At 47.1% G+C, this 18,252-nt stretch carries 20 protein-coding genes; 6 read left to right on the top strand and 14 right to left on the bottom strand.

What is annotated here, in order from left to right:
• The first annotated feature begins 95 nt into the window (after positions 1–95).
• Positions 96–959, top strand: coding sequence for a pyridoxal kinase PdxY (gene pdxY, locus Q1A86_RS02690; RefSeq protein WP_299802747.1), 864 nt, complete (start codon positions 96–98; stop codon positions 957–959).
• A 555-nt stretch (positions 960–1,514) separates the two neighbouring features.
• Here the strand turns inward: pdxY and Q1A86_RS02685 are convergent.
• From Q1A86_RS02685 to Q1A86_RS02675, 3 genes are all read right to left on the bottom strand, one after another.
• Positions 1,515–2,729, bottom strand: coding sequence for a 4Fe-4S binding protein (locus Q1A86_RS02685; protein WP_299802746.1), 1,215 nt, complete (start codon positions 2,727–2,729; stop codon positions 1,515–1,517).
• Between the two features lie 183 nt (positions 2,730–2,912).
• On the bottom strand, positions 2,913–3,560 hold the full coding sequence (locus Q1A86_RS02680; RefSeq protein ID WP_299802745.1) for a DUF2959 domain-containing protein: 648 nt from the start codon (positions 3,558–3,560) through the stop codon (positions 2,913–2,915).
• A 28-nt stretch (positions 3,561–3,588) separates the two neighbouring features.
• Entirely contained in the window at positions 3,589–3,810 is a 222-nt protein-coding gene (locus tag Q1A86_RS02675) for a hypothetical protein (protein WP_220760816.1), read from the bottom strand.
• 121 nt (positions 3,811–3,931) lie between these two features.
• On the opposite strand from Q1A86_RS02675, the gene Q1A86_RS02670 reads away from it, so the two are divergent.
• The 5 genes from Q1A86_RS02670 to Q1A86_RS02650 all read left to right on the top strand — a co-directional run bounded on the left by Q1A86_RS02670 (position 3,932) and on the right by Q1A86_RS02650 (position 7,677).
• Positions 3,932–4,927, top strand: a complete 996-nt coding sequence (locus Q1A86_RS02670) for a virulence factor BrkB family protein (RefSeq protein ID WP_299802744.1) — start codon at positions 3,932–3,934, stop codon at positions 4,925–4,927.
• Positions 4,927–5,859, top strand: a complete 933-nt coding sequence (locus Q1A86_RS02665; RefSeq protein WP_299802743.1) for an alpha/beta fold hydrolase — start codon at positions 4,927–4,929, stop codon at positions 5,857–5,859. Before Q1A86_RS02670 ends, Q1A86_RS02665 begins: the two co-directional genes overlap by 1 nt.
• Positions 5,860–5,878: 19 nt before the next feature.
• The gene (locus Q1A86_RS02660; protein ID WP_299802742.1) at positions 5,879–6,472 is read left to right on the top strand and encodes a hypothetical protein; all 594 of its coding nucleotides are present in this window, start codon (positions 5,879–5,881) and stop codon (positions 6,470–6,472) included.
• Positions 6,473–6,729: 257 nt separating this feature from the next.
• Complete coding sequence (gene dtd / locus Q1A86_RS02655; protein ID WP_299802741.1) at positions 6,730–7,167, top strand: D-aminoacyl-tRNA deacylase; 438 nt, start codon at positions 6,730–6,732, stop codon at positions 7,165–7,167.
• 45 nt (positions 7,168–7,212) lie between these two features.
• On the top strand, positions 7,213–7,677 hold the full coding sequence (locus tag Q1A86_RS02650; protein ID WP_299802740.1) for a thioesterase domain-containing protein: 465 nt from the start codon (positions 7,213–7,215) through the stop codon (positions 7,675–7,677).
• Between the two features lie 31 nt (positions 7,678–7,708).
• Here the strand turns inward: Q1A86_RS02650 and Q1A86_RS02645 are convergent, their stop codons facing one another.
• From Q1A86_RS02645 to Q1A86_RS02595, 11 genes are all read right to left on the bottom strand, one after another.
• Positions 7,709–8,035 carry a rhodanese-like domain-containing protein gene (locus Q1A86_RS02645; protein ID WP_299803132.1) on the bottom strand — a complete coding sequence of 109 codons (327 nt, stop codon included), beginning with the start codon at positions 8,033–8,035 and terminating at the stop codon, positions 7,709–7,711.
• A gap of 613 nt (positions 8,036–8,648) precedes the next feature.
• A complete protein-coding gene (locus tag Q1A86_RS02640) occupies positions 8,649–9,896 on the bottom strand; it encodes a beta-ketoacyl-ACP synthase (protein WP_299802739.1) in 1,248 nt (415 codons plus the stop codon).
• Positions 9,893–10,618: a 3-ketoacyl-ACP reductase FabG2 gene (locus tag Q1A86_RS02635; protein WP_299802738.1), complete on the bottom strand. Its 726-nt coding sequence runs from the start codon at positions 10,616–10,618 to the stop codon at positions 9,893–9,895. The genes Q1A86_RS02640 and Q1A86_RS02635 overlap by 4 nt, the downstream gene beginning before the upstream one ends.
• A 78-nt stretch (positions 10,619–10,696) precedes the next feature.
• A complete protein-coding gene (locus Q1A86_RS02630; protein ID WP_299802737.1) occupies positions 10,697–11,173 on the bottom strand; it encodes a thioester dehydrase in 477 nt (158 codons plus the stop codon).
• A 64-nt stretch (positions 11,174–11,237) separates the two neighbouring features.
• Positions 11,238–12,467, bottom strand: coding sequence for a beta-ketoacyl-[acyl-carrier-protein] synthase family protein (locus Q1A86_RS02625; RefSeq protein ID WP_299802736.1), 1,230 nt, complete (start codon positions 12,465–12,467; stop codon positions 11,238–11,240).
• Between the two features lie 22 nt (positions 12,468–12,489).
• Positions 12,490–13,200 carry a DUF3261 domain-containing protein gene (locus Q1A86_RS02620; protein WP_299802735.1) on the bottom strand — a complete coding sequence of 237 codons (711 nt, stop codon included), beginning with the start codon at positions 13,198–13,200 and terminating at the stop codon, positions 12,490–12,492.
• Positions 13,188–14,465, bottom strand: coding sequence for an NAD(P)/FAD-dependent oxidoreductase (locus Q1A86_RS02615; RefSeq protein ID WP_299802734.1), 1,278 nt, complete (start codon positions 14,463–14,465; stop codon positions 13,188–13,190). Before Q1A86_RS02615 ends, Q1A86_RS02620 begins: the two co-directional genes overlap by 13 nt.
• On the bottom strand, positions 14,455–16,872 hold the full coding sequence (locus Q1A86_RS02610) for an MMPL family transporter (protein ID WP_299802733.1): 2,418 nt from the start codon (positions 16,870–16,872) through the stop codon (positions 14,455–14,457). The genes Q1A86_RS02615 and Q1A86_RS02610 overlap by 11 nt, the downstream gene beginning before the upstream one ends.
• The gene (locus tag Q1A86_RS02605; protein ID WP_299802732.1) at positions 16,872–17,636 is read right to left on the bottom strand and encodes an outer membrane lipoprotein carrier protein LolA; all 765 of its coding nucleotides are present in this window, start codon (positions 17,634–17,636) and stop codon (positions 16,872–16,874) included. The genes Q1A86_RS02610 and Q1A86_RS02605 overlap by 1 nt, the downstream gene beginning before the upstream one ends.
• Positions 17,636–18,082 (bottom strand): thioesterase family protein, encoded by a 447-nt coding sequence (locus Q1A86_RS02600; protein ID WP_299802731.1) that lies wholly within the window; start codon positions 18,080–18,082, stop codon positions 17,636–17,638. The genes Q1A86_RS02605 and Q1A86_RS02600 overlap by 1 nt, the downstream gene beginning before the upstream one ends.
• Positions 18,079–18,213, bottom strand: a complete 135-nt coding sequence (locus Q1A86_RS02595; protein WP_299802730.1) for a hypothetical protein — start codon at positions 18,211–18,213, stop codon at positions 18,079–18,081. The genes Q1A86_RS02600 and Q1A86_RS02595 overlap by 4 nt, the downstream gene beginning before the upstream one ends.
• Between the last annotated feature and the right edge of the window lie 39 nt (positions 18,214–18,252).

Raw genomic sequence — 18,252 nt, 5'->3', positions numbered from 1 at the left:
ATTGGTATAATTGCTAAAAATCTCTGCTAGTTGTCAATAAACGGCAATAGAGCACCCTCAATTAACATCGCTAATAACATTAAAGGTAGTGACCAATGAAGCGGATTTTATCCATTCAATCCCATGTGGTATTTGGCTGCGCTGGAAACAGCAGTGCTGTATTCCCAATGCGTCGTCTAGGTATGGAGGTTTGGCCAATTAATACGGTGCAGTTCTCTAACCATACGCAGTACGCACAAGGATGGGCTGGAATGATTATGCCTGCGGGTCAGATCACTGAGTTGGTGCAGGGGCTAGATAATATTGGTGAGCTGAAGAACTGCGATGCACTATTAAGTGGCTATTTAGGCAGTGCCGAGCAAGGCGGGGAAATTGTTGCTGCGGTGAAAAAGATGAAAGCTGTTAACCCTAAGGCTATCTATTTTTGCGATCCGGTAATGGGTCACCCAGAGAAGGGCTGCATCGTTGCACCGGGCGTGCAAGAGTTTCTAAAAACTCAAGCCTTGGCGGAAGCCGACATTATCGCACCTAACCTATTAGAGCTTGAAACGCTTACCGATAGAGAGCTACATAATCTCGGTGAGGTTATTAACGCTTGTGAGTGCTTGTTAGAGAAGGGGCTTGAGATAGTAGTGGTTAAGCATCTTGCTAAGGCCGCAACTTGCCAAGAGCAGTTTGAGATGTTGCTGGTGACAAAGGCTGGAAGTTACTTAGTATCTCGTCCGTTATACGAATTTGAAAAGCAGCCTGTAGGCGTTGGTGACTTAATCAGTGGCTTGATGTTAGCTAACCTGCAAGCCGGTTTTAGCCCAGTTGAAGCCTTCGAGCGCACCAATGCCTCAGTCGATGCAGTACTGCTAGAAACCTTTAACCAAGGCGCTTATGAGCTGCAATTAATCCGCGCTCAAGATGCGATTGCAACGCCAATCATTAAGCAACAAGCGCAAAAAGTTAGCTAATTTAAACTTAGTAGAGTCTGTATTTCATACTCTTGATTACCGCGTATTGATAATAAGTTTCAACTATCTTAGTTAATTAGCATGCTCCATCTATGGAGCATGCTCTTTGCTTACCATAACCGTAAGCGCAACGTTCGGCTTTTCCGTCTTTGCTTTCCCTAGATCCTAGATTCTAGGACGCTGCGCTTCGAGGACGGGCTGCGCCCTGCTAGGAACAGCAAAAGCTAAAAGCACCATCTTTTCCGTAAGCGCAGCGTTCCGTTAGGCCGAAGGCCGTTCGTCTATTATCGTCTCTGCCTTTCCTAGAACCTAGAACCTAGAACCTTTCTCAGCCTTTCCTAGGACCTAGATCCTAGGGCGCTGCGCTTCGAGGACGGACTACGCCCTGCTAGGAACAGCAAAAGCTAAAAGCACCATCTTTTCCGTAAGCGTAGCGTTCCGTTAGGCCGAAGGCCGTTCGTCTATTATCGTCTCTGCCTTTCCTAGAACCTAGAACCTGCTTTTCCTAGCACCTAGCACCTTTCTCCGCTTTTTCCTAGAACCTAGCACCTTCCGTTAATGCCCAATTCTATCTAGATGTTGAATCAAATACATTCTTGCCTCAACCGGTGTTTCGCTGTGCCAGAAGCCACCTAAATACGCGACTAGCGGCAAAAAGAACATAATCGTTAGCAGCATAATGGTGAGTCCACGTGCAGACAGTTTCCAGCCATTACGAGTACTCAAACTGAGTGCCTCCTTCTTAGGGCAAGCCGACATACAGCGCATACAAGCCTGGCATTCATCTGAGCGGATATTTATCTGCTTATGTACCGAGATATTGGCCGGACAAGCACGGCTGCACTTGTCGCAATTCATGCCTTTAGTTTCGATTAAACAGTGTTGAGTACTGCGGCGTATTTTAAGGGGACTTAAGAAACTTAATAGGCCTAATAGTGCGCCATAAGGGCAGATGTAGCGGCAAAAGCCTTGGCGTCGCCAAGCTGCTAAGCCGAGAATAAAGCCGAAACAGATAAGGGTGACTAATCCCGGAGTGATGAAGAATAGCGCCATCTTGAGATCGGCTATCTTGTGATAGTTACTGTTTAAGTAGCCGGGAATACTCTGACTCGGCATGCCGATGATGATGTATAGCAAGGCCAGTAATAACAGGTATTTGACCATACGCAGTGGCCAGTCTATCCAAGCTGGTGGCAATAGTTCTTGCTTGATAAAGCGTTTGCGAAGTTTATAGAGATACTCGCCTGCCAAGCCAAGCGGACAGGCCCAACCGCAAAAGGCACGCTTGCACAGTAAACCCGTAAGTAGCACGACTGTGAGCATAACCGCTGCCGCAGGATGGTTCTGGTCCCAAACTCCTAGAGTGAGAATAGCCTTTATTTCAATACCGCCAGCAATGGGTAGGAAGGCATCACCAACATCGGGTCGTATTAACCACGGGGTTATCCCCGATTTGAGTAATGCACTATTCACCGCAAACTGTACGCCAACTAATAACATGGATAGAGCAAGCAGGTGTTGCAGGCCATCTCGCATGTTATTGGCTCTTAGCTCACCTTGAGCCGCTTCAGGTTGGAACTTTGTCACTAAGCCTATGATGATTGCTGAAATCGCCAGTGCAGCGATAAGGGGCCAATATAGGCTAGAGATAATGGCTCCAGTAATGAGTCCGCCAGTGGCTAATGCGCCCCACTTCTTACCACTCCAATAAATCAGGCTAACGCTATAGGTCAGCGCTAGGGTGAGGGTCAATGATTCGATAAAGCTCATAAATAGCATCAGTTAAAATATGATTGATACTATTGTGAAACTTTTAAAGAAAATAAGTTCTGAGTAAGTACGTGGCTTGTGGTGGAGATCGAAGTTTTGCGATGGCAGAGTGTGAAATGTGGTTGAAGCTCACAAAGTTGGTTCCTAAGGGATAATGCTCAGGAACCAAACTTAAGAACTTACTTATTTGTTTTCTAACGAGGCGATAAACTTGTTCGACTCATCAATAGACTTGTTCATCTCTTTGATTAAGCCTGAAATGTCAGTCTGTAGGCTAGCAAACTCGCCTTTGATCGCGCCAATAGCTTGGGCATTCAAGTTATGCTTTAGGTACAGCATGTTATCTTTCATCGCTGTGAGTACCGGCTCCATCTTGCTTTCAGCACGGCGCATACTTTTAACGAGCTGAGAATAAGAGCGTTGAGTTTCTCTTAGTTTTGACTCACTGTTACGACGTAAGCTCGCTTTGCTTATTTCGCCAATTTCAGTTTGCCACTCGTCGAATAGTGCCTCGGCAACATCTTCAACTTTATCAATGCGATTGGTGACGTCATCGGCAGCACCTTGCGCAGACTCGTACTCATCTTTTGCCTTGTTATAGGCACTTTCAAGATCGCCACCATCGTGATTTAGCAGCGCCTGCATCTCTTCGAGGGCAGAGCTGAATTGCTCTTGGGCTTCTTCTTGTGATTCTTTGGCATCTTCGACGCGATCGACCATGATGTCACGTTTGTGATAACCCACTTTTTCCATGGCACCGTAATAAGCGCTCTGGCAACCTGTTAGCAATAAACTGGTAGCGACAATCGCACTGGTGATTATTTTATTCATTTTCTAATATCCCTGAAAATTCGGTGAGTTACTCTGAGCGATACTTAGCTGCGTCGATAATACTCCACAGGTGAGCGATACCGCCTATGATAGCGGGAACAATGAGCCACCAAAGGGCATAACCAACAACGGCAATAATACAAAAAATCAGTGCAGCTAAAATACGACCTTGAACGAGTTGTCCAAGACCTGGGAAGAAAAAGCTCGCGATAGCGGCAATAACATTGCCCGCAGATCCTTGTTGAGACATCAATTCAATCCTTATGCTTGTAAAGAGAAGGTTATAAGCTTTATTGTACCAAGATAATGATCCGCAGATCATTTATCGACTAATGAATTAAGACTAACTTTAACAGAATCAAGAGTAACAAGTGAAAAATAAGATAGCGATAAATCAGGTTCGTTCTTTTTTACTGAGCATTTTGGCATTTTTCTTACATCTACTCAGTCGCTTCAAAGAGGACCAAGTTAACATCAAGGCAGGGCACTTAGCCTATGTCACCTTGCTGTCTTTGGTGCCGATTGTCGCGGTGATGTTTTCCATGTTGTCTGCGTTTCCCGTTTTTTCAGGTATTCGTGAAAAGTTAGAGGGTTTTGTTTACGACAACTTTTTGCCAGCCGCGGGTGATACGGTACAAATTTACATTAACGAGTTTGTTGCCAACGCATCTAAGGGCACTAGCGTCGGTATAGTCGCTTTAATGGTGGTGGCATTGATGCTGATCTCGGCTATCGATAAGGCGCTCAATAGTATTTGGCGTACCAAAGAGAAGCGTCAGGCGGCGGTGTCATTTTCTATGTATTGGATGGTGCTGACTTTAGGGCCTGTACTAGTGGGGGCAAGCTTAGTGGCGACCTCCTATATTGTGTCGTTAAAGCTATTTAGTGAAACCGAGCTTTCAGGTGTGGTGCCAATATTGATAGAGCGCTTACCTATGCTGTTTTCTGTGGCGGCCTTCTTGCTCCTGTATATGGTCGTGCCGATCAAAAAGGTTAAGTTTCTGCATGCACTGCTAGGTGCGTTAGTGGCTGCGATGCTGTTTGAGTTGGGTAAGAAGGGCTTTGCCTATTACGTGACTCAGTTCCCCAGTTATGAGGCGATTTATGGCGCCTTAGCGACCATTCCTATTTTGTTTGTTTGGGTCTATGTTTCCTGGGTAATCGTACTCGTCGGCGCAGAGATCACCGCGGGGCTACCTGAATACTTGCATGAGTGTCAGCTGATCCGTGAAACCGCACTAGCCGAGGCTCAAGGCGAAACTAAAACCGAAACTAAAACTGAAACTAAAGCCGATGAGCCTAGCCAAGATAAGCAGGCTGAGCAAATCGATAAAGACGATCAAACCAAGTCGGGTAAGCAGGATTAATGTCTGTCGTGCAGCCGCCACTCCTTCGTCGAACCTGGTTAGATGTTGGGGAAGGGCATCAACTGTATGTAGCGCAGTACGGTAATCCCAATGGGATCCCACTGCTGTATCTACACGGTGGTCCGGGAGCCGGTTGCAGCACGGAAGACTTAAAACTCTTCGACCTGTCTGTCTATCAAGTTATTTTGCTCGATCAGCGCGGCGCAGGGCGTTCTCGCCCCCGCGGTGAGCTTAGGCATAATAATTTGCACACCTTGTTGGATGATATAGAACGGGTTCGTTGTTGGCTTAATGTTCCGCAATGGATGCTAGCGGGAGGCTCATTTGGTGCAACTTTAGCTCTGCTTTATTCTGCCTGTTACCCCAGTCGAGTGATATCACAAGTACTGTGGGGTTTGTTTGTCCCTAACCCCGCTGGCATTGAATGGCTCTATGGTAATAGCGGTGCAGCCCGTTTGTTTAAAGATGAATATAGCGCTTTTACTCAGGGTGTTGAATGCCAAAAGCTCGAGACTCTACTCGCTCATTATCGTGCAAGACTTAAGAATGAGTGCCGAGAGATCCGGCACGATTCTACCAGACGCTGGCTCGGTTGGGAGATGGCTTTAGCCTATCCCGGCTGCATGCTCGGCGAACCCAATGCACCTTTCAGTCAGTCTCTAGCAAGCATTGAGCTTTATTATGTAGCTAATGATTACTTTGGTGCATTTGAAAAACTCATCGTTAAATTGCCTTTGATTCAGTGTCAAACATACGTACTGCAAGGTGAAATGGACTGGGTCTGCCCCTTTAAGGTGTTACAAGACTTCTTTAAAGGCAGGGCGAGCCAGTTGGTAAAAGTGACTGAGATTAAAGGCGGGTATCACGCTTTGGCCGATGTTAAGATGGCTAAAGCGGTAACAGATGCCATACGGGAAATGGCCAAACAATAGATAAGGAAATATAGACGCTATGAAAAAACTGATTGTTGCAGGCTTAACTATGAGCCTCACTATGGGGTTAACGGCATGTGCTTCGACTGAAAACACTGCAGAGGCAGAGGCAGAGGCAGAGGTCGTAGTTAAAGGGCCTGAAAGTGTTGATTTAGGCGGTTTGTCTAACGAAGAAGCCACAACTAAGCTGCTAGAAGCACTGTTAAGTAAAAATTATTTGGCATCTCGCGCGGGTCCTAATGGGGTGGCTGTAAATTTCGATAACAACCAATTTATTTTGCAGCCTAGCATCAATCCTGATGGTATAGATCGCATCATGATGAATCGCTTTTATGCCATTCATCCTAAGTATGTGGGCAGCAAAGAGATGTTGTTTATGATTGGCACCCTTAACCAGAAGCTGAACTTCGCTAAATTTGTCGTCCGTGATCAAGGTGCAGTTATTCAGGTGCAAGGTGCGGCAACATTTGTAGATACCATCAGCATGGAAGAGATCCGCCGTTTTATTCTTTGGACCGATGAAGGCTTACGTCAGGTCGGCCAGTCGTTACCGGAAGGCGCTGAAGATGTGATCAAGCCTATTCCAGTGATGAAGAACATTCAGTCGATTTAAGTAAACAAGGTTCTAGGAAAAGAAAAGAAAGGTCCTAGGTCCTAGGGAAAGCTAAGACGTTAACAGCCGAACGGCCTACGGCCTTACGGAACGCTGCGCTTACGGAAAAGATGGGAAAAGCGGGAAGCTAACTAAGAGCGCAGGTGATGCTTTTGGCTTTTGCTGTTCCTAGCAGGGCGAAGCCCGTCCTCGCAGCGTAGCGTCCTAGAACCTAGGTCCTTACTTTTAAATATTTAATTTTTTTGGAGAGTGTGTACGTGATTGCCTTAATTCAACGTGTGAGTGAAGCAAAAGTTGTCGTTGATGGCGCGACTATCGGTGAGATAGATAAAGGCCTGTTGGTGTTACTCGGTGTTGAGCGTGAGGATAACATCGAGAAGATGCAAAAGCTGGCCACTAAGGTGATGAGCTATAGGGTGTTTTCTGATGAGAATGGCAAGATGAATCTTAACCTTGAGCAGGTAGGTGGCAGTCTGTTAGTGGTATCGCAGTTTACCTTAGCTGCCGATACTGGCCGTGGACTGCGCCCGAGTTTTTCAGGTGCAGGTACGCCAGATCAAGCCCGTGAACTCTACGAGGCCTTTGTCGATTTCTGTAAATCAAAAGGCGTGAACACCCAGACGGGTCAGTTTGCTGCAGACATGAAAGTATCATTAGTTAACGACGGCCCAGTGACCTTTAATTTGCAGGTGTAGAGCTGTACTGCGTCCGCAGGGGGAAGGCTGGTATTAGGAAAGTAGATGACAGAGTCAAACTATCAAACATTACTAGAACAGTTGCAACAAACTTGGCATCAAACCATACCTGTTAGTGAGTTTATGCAGATAGCACCGTTGGCGTTTGATGGTGATACTTTTGAGGTTTCAGCTCCACTAGAGCCTAATATTAACCTGCATCAGACCATGTTTGCTGGCAGTATTTATACTCTTATGACGCTGACTGGTTGGGGCATGTTATGGCTGCAACAGAAGTTGGCTAATGTTGATGGTGATATCGTCTTGGCTGACGCCAATGTGCGTTATATCGCCCCCATCGACAGCCAGCCAATTGCTAAGGTTAAATGGCCTGAGTGTGACCTATCAAAACTCGCATTAGGCCGCCGAGTAAAGGTGCGTATAGAGGTCGAGCTCTTTTGCAATGACAAGCTATGTGCCAGCTTTTCAGGGCTGTATGTCAGTAAGGCGTCAGTTCAACTTAAACCTTAACTAGTTGCGAGCTCTGCTTTAAATGATGATTTTAGCTTTTAGGCTGACAGCTGAGTAGATCTTTTAGTGCACCGCCGTTGATCACGCTCTCTAAGCCGTTAGCCGTTAAAATATCGCAGCCCTTTTGGGCGCGAATGCCAGCGCCGCAATAGAGCACAAACACTTGCTGACGATTTTCAAGCTTGTGCAACCAAGTATCTAAGGTATCTAAAGGAACGTTGATCGCTTGCGGCAGGTGACCACCAGCAAACTCTTGCGGCGATCGCACATCAATCACAGTCGCGCCTTTTTCTATCAGTTGCCAGCATTGCTCGCCAGCAGGTTTGGTCGATAACTTTGAGATTGTCGTTTTCATTATTTTTACTCTACCTTGAGTTTTCCTATCAAACTTATGCTGATATTTAAACCTTTAATTAGATTAAATTCAATAAGTTTTTTCTAATGCTTGGTTTGTGCTGGTTATAGGTTTATGGCTAGAGAAGGGAAATTAACGATGAAAATCAGCTATAAAAAAGGACCTAGGTTCTAGGACGCTGCGCTTTAAAACAAGGACCTAGGTTCTAGAACGCTGCGCTGCGAGGACGGGCTACGCCCTACTAGGAAAATCAAAAGCTAAAAGAACCACCTTTACCATTTCTTAGTTTTAAAACAAGGTACTAGGTTCTAGGACGCTTCGCTGCGAGGATGGGCTACGCCCTGCTAGGAAAATCAAAAGCTAAAAGAACCACCTTTACCATTTCTTAGTTTTAAAACAAGATACGAGCATCCTAGGATGCTTCGCTGCGAGGACGGGCTACGCCCTACTAGGAAAATCAAAATCCCGACATACAGAAAAACATACTTTTTCGGTTTTACCTAGGACCTGCTTTTCCTATCTTTTCCGTAAGTGACGTAGTCACGTCCGTAAGGCCGTAGGCCGTTCGTCTTTGCTTTCCCTAGGACCTTTCTTAGCATTTCCTAGGACCTAGGTCCTATCTTTTAAACCGCTTAAAGATCAGCGAAGTATTAATACCACCGAAGGCGAAGTTATTACTCATCACATAATCGGTTTCAAGCAAACGAATGTCATCTTTGATGTAGTCCAGTTCGCCGCACTCAGGGTCGATATCTGTCAGGTTTAGCGTGGGTGCAAACCAGCCTTCATTCATCATCTCTATGCTCACCCAGGCCTCTAGCGCGCCGCAAGCGCCCAGTGTGTGGCCAGTGTAGCTCTTAAGTGATGAGATAGGTTGCTTAGCACCAAATACAGCATGGGTTGCTTGAGTTTCAGCGATATCGCCGCGATCGGTTGCCGTACCGTGGGCATTCACATAACCAATTCTATCAGGGGTAATAGCTGCATCTTTCAGCGCTAAGCGAATGGCGGTTTCCATGGTCTCGCTATTTGGTTGAGTCACATGTAGACCGTCGGCATTGGTACCAAAACCGACTATTTCGGCATAGATTTTTGCGCCGCGAGCTTGAGCGTGTTCAAGCTCTTCTAGCACCAGTGTGCAGGCACCTTCGCCTATCACCAGACCGTCGCGGTTTTTATCGAACGGGCGCGGCGTTTCAGCTGGAGTATCATTTTGGGTGCTGGTGGCAAATAGGGTGTCGAATACAACCGCTTCGGTGGGGCAAAGTTCTTCGCCGCCGCCAGCCAGCATTAGATCTTGCTGGCCATATTTAATGGCTTCATAGGCGTAACCTATGCCTTGGCTTCCTGATGTACAGGCGCTGCTGGTGGTATGTACGCGGCCTTTTAAACCAAAGAACACGCCAACGTTCACTGCTGTTGTATGCGCCATCATACGGATATAGCTGGTGGCGGTAACGCCAGACATATCACCGTCTTTTAGCATGTCACCAAAGGCGATGATTGGATCGGTACTGCCGGTAGATGAGCCGTAGGCTATGCCCATAGCGCCAGAGGTGACCACGGGGGCATCAAGTAAGTTAGCATCTATTAGCGCTAGTTCACTGGCCCGGGTGGCCATAATCGATACACGCCCCATGGAGCGGATCTTTTTGCGTTTATAATGGCTCGGCACTTCAAAGTCGGTGATCGGCGCGGCTAAACGGGTATGTAGATCTTCAAACCTGTCCCATTCATCCATACGCACTACGCAATTTTTTTGAGCTTTTAAATTGTCGGCAATCGTTGGCCAGTCATGCCCGAGTGCTGAAATGCCGCCCATCCCAGTTACCACTACACGGCGCGGAAAAGAGGTTTGGCTCATATCATGCCTCCATTCACCGAGATCACTTGGCGAGTGATGTAGGCGGCATCTTCAGACATCAAGTAATTGGCTAAACCAGCAATCTCAGAAGGCTTACCCATGCGGCGCATTGGCACGATAGTGTTGACCATCTCTTTAGGGATATCGCTGACCATATCGGTTTCGATTAATCCCGGCGCGATGCAGTTAACGGTAATTTTGCGTTTCGCGAGTTCTAGAGAAAGCGCCTTGGTTGCGCCGATAATCCCGGCTTTAGATGCACTGTAATTGACCTGGCCACGATTACCCGCAATACCTGATACTGACGCTAGGGTAATAATGCGTCCACCTAGGCGGCCTTGCACCATAGGCATCACGGTAGGGTGGATCACGTTATAGAAACCATCTAGGTTAGTGTGTACTACACTGTCCCACTCGCTTTCTGTCATTGCAGGAAAAGCGGTATCGGCATTGATGCCTGCATTGAGCACCACGCCATAATAAGCGCCGTGTTGTTCGATATCTTGTTCAATAGCCTGTTTAACTGCAGCTCTGTCGGCAATATCAAACTGCAAACAGCTGACCTTAATACCTAACAGCTCAAGCTCGGCTTTTGTGGTATCGGCTGCACTTTGATTGCTATGAAAATGCATCGCAATGTCGAAACCTGATGCGGCAAGCTTGAGTGCGATAGCTTTGCCTATGCCACGGCTTGAACCTGTGATTAATACTCGTTTTGTCATCTTGTTACTCCCTGCGTAGCCACCTTGTTCTGTAAAACGCTTTTATATTTGGCGCTACGGCTATGTCTTTTCAATTTATCAGTCGCTCGTACTGGCAATATAAGCCTGAGTATCTTGGGGCTGAAACACATTCACATTGGCTTCGGCGACGACCACTTGGTTATGTAATATTTGGCAATCGAATACCGCCAACCCTGATTCTTCCTGGTAGAGACGAGTCACCTGAGTTTGGTAGCTTTGCCCTGCATCAAACTGCGAGATGTGCATCTTAAGTTTTCGACTGCCTAATAGGAATCCTACGCGAATAATATCATCACGTAGATGGGCTTCAACGCCTGCCAGTGCCGCGATGCTTTGTGCCATGTACTCGATCCCAACATAGTTGGGCACGCCATTTAAGCGGTCGTCGAAATAGGGGCTGCAGGCCGAGATATCGGTTTGCGTCAGTAAACTATCAGGGCTATGACTCAGTAGTTGACTGATTAAGATCATTGGCTGACGATGGGGGATAAACTCCGCGACATCGAGATCTGCAAGTTTTGTAGCATCAAACATCTTGGTGTATCTCTTTTAGTTTTTTGTCTAAGGGCGAGTGTTTAAGGCGTTATTGTTTATAGCATTAGCCATTAAGTTGCTTCACTCGACTCAAAATGACACTGGCATTACTACCACCAAAGGCAAATGAATTACTCATCACATGGATGACTTTGCTCTGCAGCCCTTTGTTCACCAGTGGTAAGGCGGGATCGTTAGGGTCTTGTTCTCCATCCCAAATCTGTGGCGGCAGATAATGCTGCTTATTGTAATCACTGAGCAGCAGATAACAAAATGCGGCTTCAATAGCGCCTGCCGCACCTAAGGTGTGGCCCGTTAATGGCTTTGTAGAGCTGCAAGCTGGCAGTGTTTGCGTAAACACCTGCTGTACCGCGCGGCTTTCCATCGCATCATTTTTTTGGGTCGCAGTGCCATGTAAGTTGAGGTAATCAATTTGCTCTGGCTGTAAGTCTGCCATCATTAGCGCGGCTTGCATGGCTGCTATCGCACCACGACCTTCAGGATGAGGCGCTGAAATATGATGAGCATCGCTAGACTCGCCAATACCACTGAGCACAATAGACGAAGTCTCTGCCGCTGGGGGTTCTACTGCCACTTTCTCTAACGTAAACAGTGCGCCGCCTTCACCTATGTTGATGCCATCACGATTAGCGCTAAAGGGTTGGCAGTGTCCGGCTGAGATTGATTCGAGAGAATGGAAACCATTAAGAGTGAGCTGACACAGGGTATCTATTCCGCCGACAATGACCATATCGCAAACGTCTGCATTGATTAGGCGCTTGGCGCTGGCAAAGACCTTGGCGCTCGAGGAGCAGGCGGTAGAGACGGTATAGCAGGGGCCTGTGAGAGCAAAGTATGCTTGTAGAAACTGGCTGGTGTCGCCTAATTCCTGCTTTGAATAGTCATAATCTTGAGGAAACTTCCCAGAACCTTGCTGTTCGGCAAGCGCCGCCTCACCAGTGGCTATGCCCGACGTACTGGTACCGATAACCAGGCCGATCCGCTGGCTGCCATATTGGGTTTTAGCTTGCTCGACTGCTTGCTCGATTTGTTGAGCGATGAGTAGAGTCAGCTGGTTGTTACGAGTATCAAAATGCTTTAAAGCCGCAGGGATGGTAGGCAACGTGGCATCGACTTGACCAACAAGTACCGCTCGTTCAAACAGTAGGTCATCTCGCCACTGCATGCCGTCAGTGTTACCGGCAACTAAGTTGTCGAGTACATCCTGAGGTGTATGCCCTAGAGGTGTACATAAACCTAAATGAGTTATCGCGATTTGAGTTGTTGGCTTCACTTAAATTTCCACTAAATTAGTTTTAAATCGGGCTGATGGCGAGTTTGAAGTTAGCAGCTTTAATGCTGAGTTCAACTTGTGCTTGCCACTCATCTAGGCTGCTGTAGCGAATTTCAATTATTGGCTGACTCAGGTAAAGGCTATTGTTAGCGCTATTATTAGAGCTATTATTAGAGCTATTATTAGCGCTATTATTAGCGCTATTATTAGAGCTATTATTAGAGCTATTATCAACGTCATTGCCAGTAAAAAATAGTCCACGACACAGTGGAGCGTCACATTTGTATGGCTGAATTTGAGCCCCTTGTAAGTGGCGGTTTACGCTTGCGTCGGGCCAGTATATCAATTGCATAATAGCTAACAGGTATTCAGCCTGAAATTGATCACCAAGCAACTGGCTCTGCTCGCTTACTAGAGTCTGATCATCATAGGTCAGTGTAAATAAGGCTTGCCCGAGGGGGGCGAGACCGACCAAGGTTAATTGCTGCTGATCTAACTCTAATTGACTTAACAGCTCATGTTGGCTGTCTTGGGTCTCAATACTGACCTTTTGAGTGACGCTAATTGCGCTTGTTTCAAGCCCTGCAGTTCTAGGCGCCGCGATATGCTCTGCAACGGGGGCAAGGCAATAGCTCACGTCTTGTGCCAGTTCGACACAAGTCTGCCGTTGTAAGATGTGGCTGCAGGCTGTGAGTAGCAGAGAACTAATAATAAATAGACTTAATCGCGACATAGTTCTACAACCATATTTAAACGACGCTTTGATTCGCTAACGAATGGGTTTTTCTCATCCCAGGCATAACCTGCAAGAATAGAGCAGATCATCTGTTTGATTTTAGGGTCGGGATCTTCGAAAAAGATTGCATCTTGAAAACGGCAGTCATACCAAGCTTCGACGTAGGTTCTAAAGGTATCGACCCCTTTCATCAAAGGTTTTGCATAGTCTTGTTGCCAATCGACGCTCTCGCCGTTTAATTGTCTGACAAGCGTACTCGCGGCCATCGACGCCGACTGCATCGCAATCGTGACCCCAGATGAAAACACCGGGTCGAGAAACTCTCCGGCATTACCTAGTAGCGCAAACTTGTCAGTGGCCAATGTTTTAACGTTAGCCGAGTAGCCTTTTAGGAGCCCAGAGTCATTAATTAACTCGGCATTTGCCAGCAGTTTTTTCAGCCCTGGCTCTTGGTTGATCATTGTCTTGAGTATGCTGTCTAGATCGCAATCAATTCCATCATGCAAACCATCTAGTTGATACGGCTCGCCGACAACACCCACAGAGCAACGGCCATCACTAAAGGGGATTAGCCAATACCAGATATCTTGGTTATCAGGATGCACGCTAATAAGGATTTTATTACGATCGAAACTCGGATCGGTAATATTGTCTCGCACGTGGTTAAACACGGCGCTACGAGTCGGCAAGGTGGACGGTTTTTCTAAGTCCAATAACTTAGGTAATACACGACCAAAGCCGCTGGCATCGAGCACGAACTTGGCTTCTATGCATTGTGACTCGTCTTTATCGTTAATGACTTTAAGCCTTGGGTCGGCGCTTAAATCGATCGACTCAACCGTGTGTCCATAGCGAATATCAACCCCTTGTTTTACCGCTTCATCGGCTAACAGCTTATCGAACTTAGCGCGTTCAACTTGAAAAGTGGTGCCGGGGCCTTGAGTAAACTTGTCGGTAAAATCAAAAGTGGTGTAGCTCTCTCGGTACTTAAAGGCGGCGCCATTTTTAAATTGAAATCCCGCTCGGTTTACCGCTTCTAGCATATTGGCTTCGTCGATTACCGTCATGCAGCAGGGGAGCAAGCTCTCGCCGATAGAGAAACGCGGAAAGTACTGTTTCTCAAGCACAAGCACCTTCTTTCCCTGAGCGTGCAGTAGGCTAGCGGCGATACTGCCTGAGGGCCCCGCTCCAATAATGGCGACATCGACACTTTCGGATGCATCCGTTTCAAACGTATTCTGAACAGCTTTATCAGTCGGCATTAACGGACTTCCTTGTAAAAATTTGAATAAAGGGCGAGAGCAAAAAGGTAAAGCTAATCCCCAGTAACAGGGTTAGGCCAAAAGCATTAATCGCTGGAGTTTGGCTAAAGGCAAGCAAGCCAAATGCTAGTAAGGTCGAAACTGCCGACATAAATACGGCCATCATCACCCCGCGAGTCTGTTGTTTCGACTCGGCAAAAAACAGACTGTAATCGACACCAATACCAAACACCAAGATAAGTGATAATGCATGAAATAGAGTCAGGGGATTATGCATTATTCCCAGACACGCCAAGGTCAGCAGGGCTGATAATGCAGGCACAGCCACGACGATAGCTGCTAGTTTGGCGCCAAACCTAAAGGTGAAAATGATCCCAGCAACCAGTAAGGCTAATGCGAGTAAGGCTAAGGTGAGCTGTCGGTAATGGCCCATTACGGTAGAGATATCGCCAACCTTATCGACAAGTTGAACGTGACTATTACCTGTAAATAGCTGGGCAAGGGCGTCGAGCTGGGTAATGCCACCCAGCAACACTATGGCTCCATAGCCTTGGTCTGTGTCCGATTGTGGCGATAGCCACAGCGGCTTAAAGCTGGCGCCAGCTTGATGGCTTAAGAAGCTATCGGCAGTGATAAACTTGCTGTGAGCTGCGCGATACTCAGCGATGAGAGGCGGCTTGATATTGGGCTCTAAACCTAGAGTGGCAATAATCTCATCTAAGTGCTCAAGATAGATCTGCCCTTGTAACTGATAGTTCCGCTCTTGAGCCTGCTGGCTGGGCAAGAAGCGGCTTAGGCTTAAATGATTGCCCAAGATCCTATCTTGTTCGGCACGCTCTAAAATCGGTTCAACGGCCTCTAGCTGCTGTTTGAGCTGCTCTTGTGTTGCCGCGGTGACTAACAGAAACTGATTATCGGTTCCGCCACTCAATATGGTGCGAAGCTGGTCTTCCTCGGCTTGAATATCACTCGGGGTATGTTGTAACTGGCGGATATCATCATTTGCCGTGAGTTGGCTGATGCCGATACCGATAAACCCAATACTGCAGATTACTAGTACTAATCGAGCAACAGGCTTTTGGGGCAGGGCTCGGTTTAGCATAAAGGCTTGATATTGGTTGGCTAAGTTCAGTGCCGTGTTGGCCTCTTTGAGTGGGCGCGCAGCCAACGTTGGGTAAGCCAGTAATAAAGTTAAGTAGGCGCCCACTAAACCCGATGCACAGAATACGGCGACCTGCTGCATACCCGGGAAAGGGGCGAGACCTATTGCGCTATAGGCGATAACACTGGTGACTAGTGCCAGTGTTATCGCTGCAAAAATCTTTTTAATGACAGTTTCGCTACTGTCGCTAGGGTGGTTTAAGCGCTCACAGTAGTAGTGAAAACAGTAGTCGATCGATATGCCGATTAAGCTGGTACCAAATACGAGGGTCAGCAGGTGTAGCTCACCAAAGAGTAGGGCGGTCGTGACAACAGCAAGCAGTAAGCTAGTGCTGACGGTGATGACGGCAATGGTCAATGGCATGAAGGAGCGAAATGCTAACCAGACTAAGCTAATAACGCCGATAAGTGATAATAGCCCTATGCTGGAGACTTCTTGCTTGGCGTTTTCCGTCGCAGCAGCGGCATGAAAAAGTGCGCCAGCTTTAATGATTTCTATGTCAGCATCTTGCTGGTTAACCGAGTTGAAAGCCGTTTGCAACGCTGTAAGTTGGCGTTGCTGTGCATTGGGGTTAAACGCGCTATCACTGCCTTTTGCCATCACGATGGCGGCAAAGCGAGGCTGCGAAATTTCAGCCGATGGTGCGATAGTGGCAAGCAACACTCCTTGCTTCACTGATAACTGTTGTGATGGTGCGAGCGCCATCAAGGAGTCAGGGTAAAGTAGTAGGGGATCATGGCTGAGCAGTTCGCTATTAGCGTAGCTAAAGGCGTTATAGAGTTTTTCTAACGACGATTGAGTGAGTTGTTGCCATTGGCCTTGTTGTAGCAGGCTTTGCTGCTGTTCGGTTAGTAGCTGAAATCTGTGTTTAAAGTAATAGCTATTTAATGCCTCGGCTTGCGCCATATCGGCACTACTAATATCGACAAAAGCGACGGGGGCAGAGTCTTGTCTCAGTGATTTCATTGTTAGCTTGGCGGCATCGATTGCAGCCTGCTGGTTGTCACTAACAAAGCCTAAATAGACACGGTTTGCCAACTGTTGCTCAACCTGCGCCATAGCCCTTTGAGTCATAGGGCTTTCGCTGACTTTGGGAAGCATGGCGAGAATATCGCTTTGCACTTTTGCGCCGCTTTGCCACAAGCTAAAGCCCGTGATTAGCGTGATACTAATGAGGGCAAGCCAGAGGCTAAATCGAAATTTATTACTGGCTTGGCTTAAAAAACGACTCAAAAGGGAGTTCATTATGGCTGCTTACTCTCAGTGAGCTGAGCGTCAGCCTTTGGCGTCACGGTAGCGTCAGGTTTAAGTTGTTTTGTTGGGTTAAAACGAGCCTTATCGCTTGGGGTAAGAGGGCGTTCATCAATGGCTGAAAATGCAATTTCACTGCGATCGCCGTTGGCACTGAACAGCACCAAGCTTTGTATGTTCTCGTTGCCGATTAGCACCATTTTGGGTAGCGCCTTTGCGATTAGCGGATCGATTGGTTGTAATCCCAATTGCCAGAGACTATCGGCTGAGTTTGTTTCGGCCCGAACTAGGCTAAGGTTGAAATGCTGCTCTAACTGCTCAATATCACCGCTTAACAGGGCATTTAGTAGTTTTGGCATCACATCACTCATTTGACTGCCACTGCCAGTTTGCTCAGCATCATTGATGCTAACATTGCCCTGGCTATCTATCTGTATAAGCCGCTTATCTTTTAGGATAAGTGTGCTGGCGAAGGGAGTGGTTTGCTGCCAAATTATCCCGAGATCTTTAGCAAAGATAAATTCGCCCTGACTGACTAAGGGCTTTTTCAGCACCTTCAGATAGCGATGCTGAGTAAACTCCCCCTTTGCCTGCAGGCTAGGAGAGAGTTGCTCACTCAAGCTGAGTAAGTCGGCTTCAGTGGCTTGCTGCTCAAATAGCGCTGTATCGCTAGAGAGAGTGTCACTAGGCGCTGCATGAGTATTGCTACTTAGTAGTAACGGAAACAGTAATAACACTAGGCTCAATAGGTGTCTCATTAGCTCAACTCAGTTTGGCTGCTATCAGCGGCAAATAGCGCAGCAATCTTTTGCTGAAAAACGTCGGGGGTGACAAAGCACAGCTCTTGAGTCTGCATATCGACGGCAGCTTGAATGGTGTAGCCCTTAGTGATGCGCTTACCCGTTTGAGCATCGAGCACTTGATAGTTTATCTTGATGCGGTTTTCCCACTCGACTAACGCGGCCTTAACGATAACAGTCTGCTCGAAGGTACTCGACTGGACGTATTTTATCTGCACATCCACAATCGGCCAGCTAAACCCTGAGTCTTGCATTGCGCGGTAACCGTAGCCGATTTTATCCAGCATCTTACAGCGCACCAACTCAAAATAGCGCAGGTAGTTGCCATGCCAAGTGATCCCCATCGAATCGACATCGTGAAATGGAATTTCTACTTCTATCTCTGCGTGCAAAATGCCTTTCATTGATAGGCTCCTAGTTCGGAAGCTAACTTAATTTTTTTCACAGATAGTCCATGCCAACAGTTATTGCCCATAGAATCGACATCGTGAAATGGGATCTCTACTTCTAGTTCTGCGAATAAGATACCTTTCATTGATAGGCTCCTAGTTCGGAAGCTAACTTAATTTTTTTC

Source organism: uncultured Shewanella sp., from assembly GCF_947497935.1.
Taxonomy (GTDB): Bacteria; Pseudomonadota; Gammaproteobacteria; order Enterobacterales; family Shewanellaceae; genus Shewanella.
Note: the sequence above shows the minus strand (reverse complement) of the source record. Positions and strands in the feature narration are given on the sequence as shown.

Bases quoted from the DNA above. Each gene is read 5' to 3' on its own strand.
- pdxY (WP_299802747.1), top strand. From the start codon at position 96: ATGAAGCGGATTTTATCCATTCAATCCCATGTGGTATTTGGCTGCGCT.
- Q1A86_RS02685 (WP_299802746.1), bottom strand. From the start codon at position 2,729: ATGAGCTTTATCGAATCATTGACCCTCACCCTAGCGCTGACCTATAGC.
- Q1A86_RS02680 (WP_299802745.1), bottom strand. From the start codon at position 3,560: ATGAATAAAATAATCACCAGTGCGATTGTCGCTACCAGTTTATTGCTA.
- Q1A86_RS02675 (WP_220760816.1), bottom strand. From the start codon at position 3,810: ATGTCTCAACAAGGATCTGCGGGCAATGTTATTGCCGCTATCGCGAGC.
- Q1A86_RS02665 (WP_299802743.1), top strand. From the start codon at position 4,927: ATGTCTGTCGTGCAGCCGCCACTCCTTCGTCGAACCTGGTTAGATGTT.
- Q1A86_RS02660 (WP_299802742.1), top strand. From the start codon at position 5,879: ATGAAAAAACTGATTGTTGCAGGCTTAACTATGAGCCTCACTATGGGG.
- Q1A86_RS02650 (WP_299802740.1), top strand. From the start codon at position 7,213: ATGACAGAGTCAAACTATCAAACATTACTAGAACAGTTGCAACAAACT.
- Q1A86_RS02640 (WP_299802739.1), bottom strand. From the start codon at position 9,896: ATGAGCCAAACCTCTTTTCCGCGCCGTGTAGTGGTAACTGGGATGGGC.
- Q1A86_RS02635 (WP_299802738.1), bottom strand. From the start codon at position 10,618: ATGACAAAACGAGTATTAATCACAGGTTCAAGCCGTGGCATAGGCAAA.
- Q1A86_RS02630 (WP_299802737.1), bottom strand. From the start codon at position 11,173: ATGTTTGATGCTACAAAACTTGCAGATCTCGATGTCGCGGAGTTTATC.
- Q1A86_RS02620 (WP_299802735.1), bottom strand. From the start codon at position 13,200: ATGTCGCGATTAAGTCTATTTATTATTAGTTCTCTGCTACTCACAGCC.
- Q1A86_RS02615 (WP_299802734.1), bottom strand. From the start codon at position 14,465: ATGCCGACTGATAAAGCTGTTCAGAATACGTTTGAAACGGATGCATCC.
- Q1A86_RS02610 (WP_299802733.1), bottom strand. From the start codon at position 16,872: ATGAACTCCCTTTTGAGTCGTTTTTTAAGCCAAGCCAGTAATAAATTT.
- Q1A86_RS02605 (WP_299802732.1), bottom strand. From the start codon at position 17,636: ATGAGACACCTATTGAGCCTAGTGTTATTACTGTTTCCGTTACTACTA.
- Q1A86_RS02600 (WP_299802731.1), bottom strand. From the start codon at position 18,082: ATGAAAGGCATTTTGCACGCAGAGATAGAAGTAGAAATTCCATTTCAC.
- Q1A86_RS02595 (WP_299802730.1), bottom strand. From the start codon at position 18,213: ATGAAAGGTATCTTATTCGCAGAACTAGAAGTAGAGATCCCATTTCAC.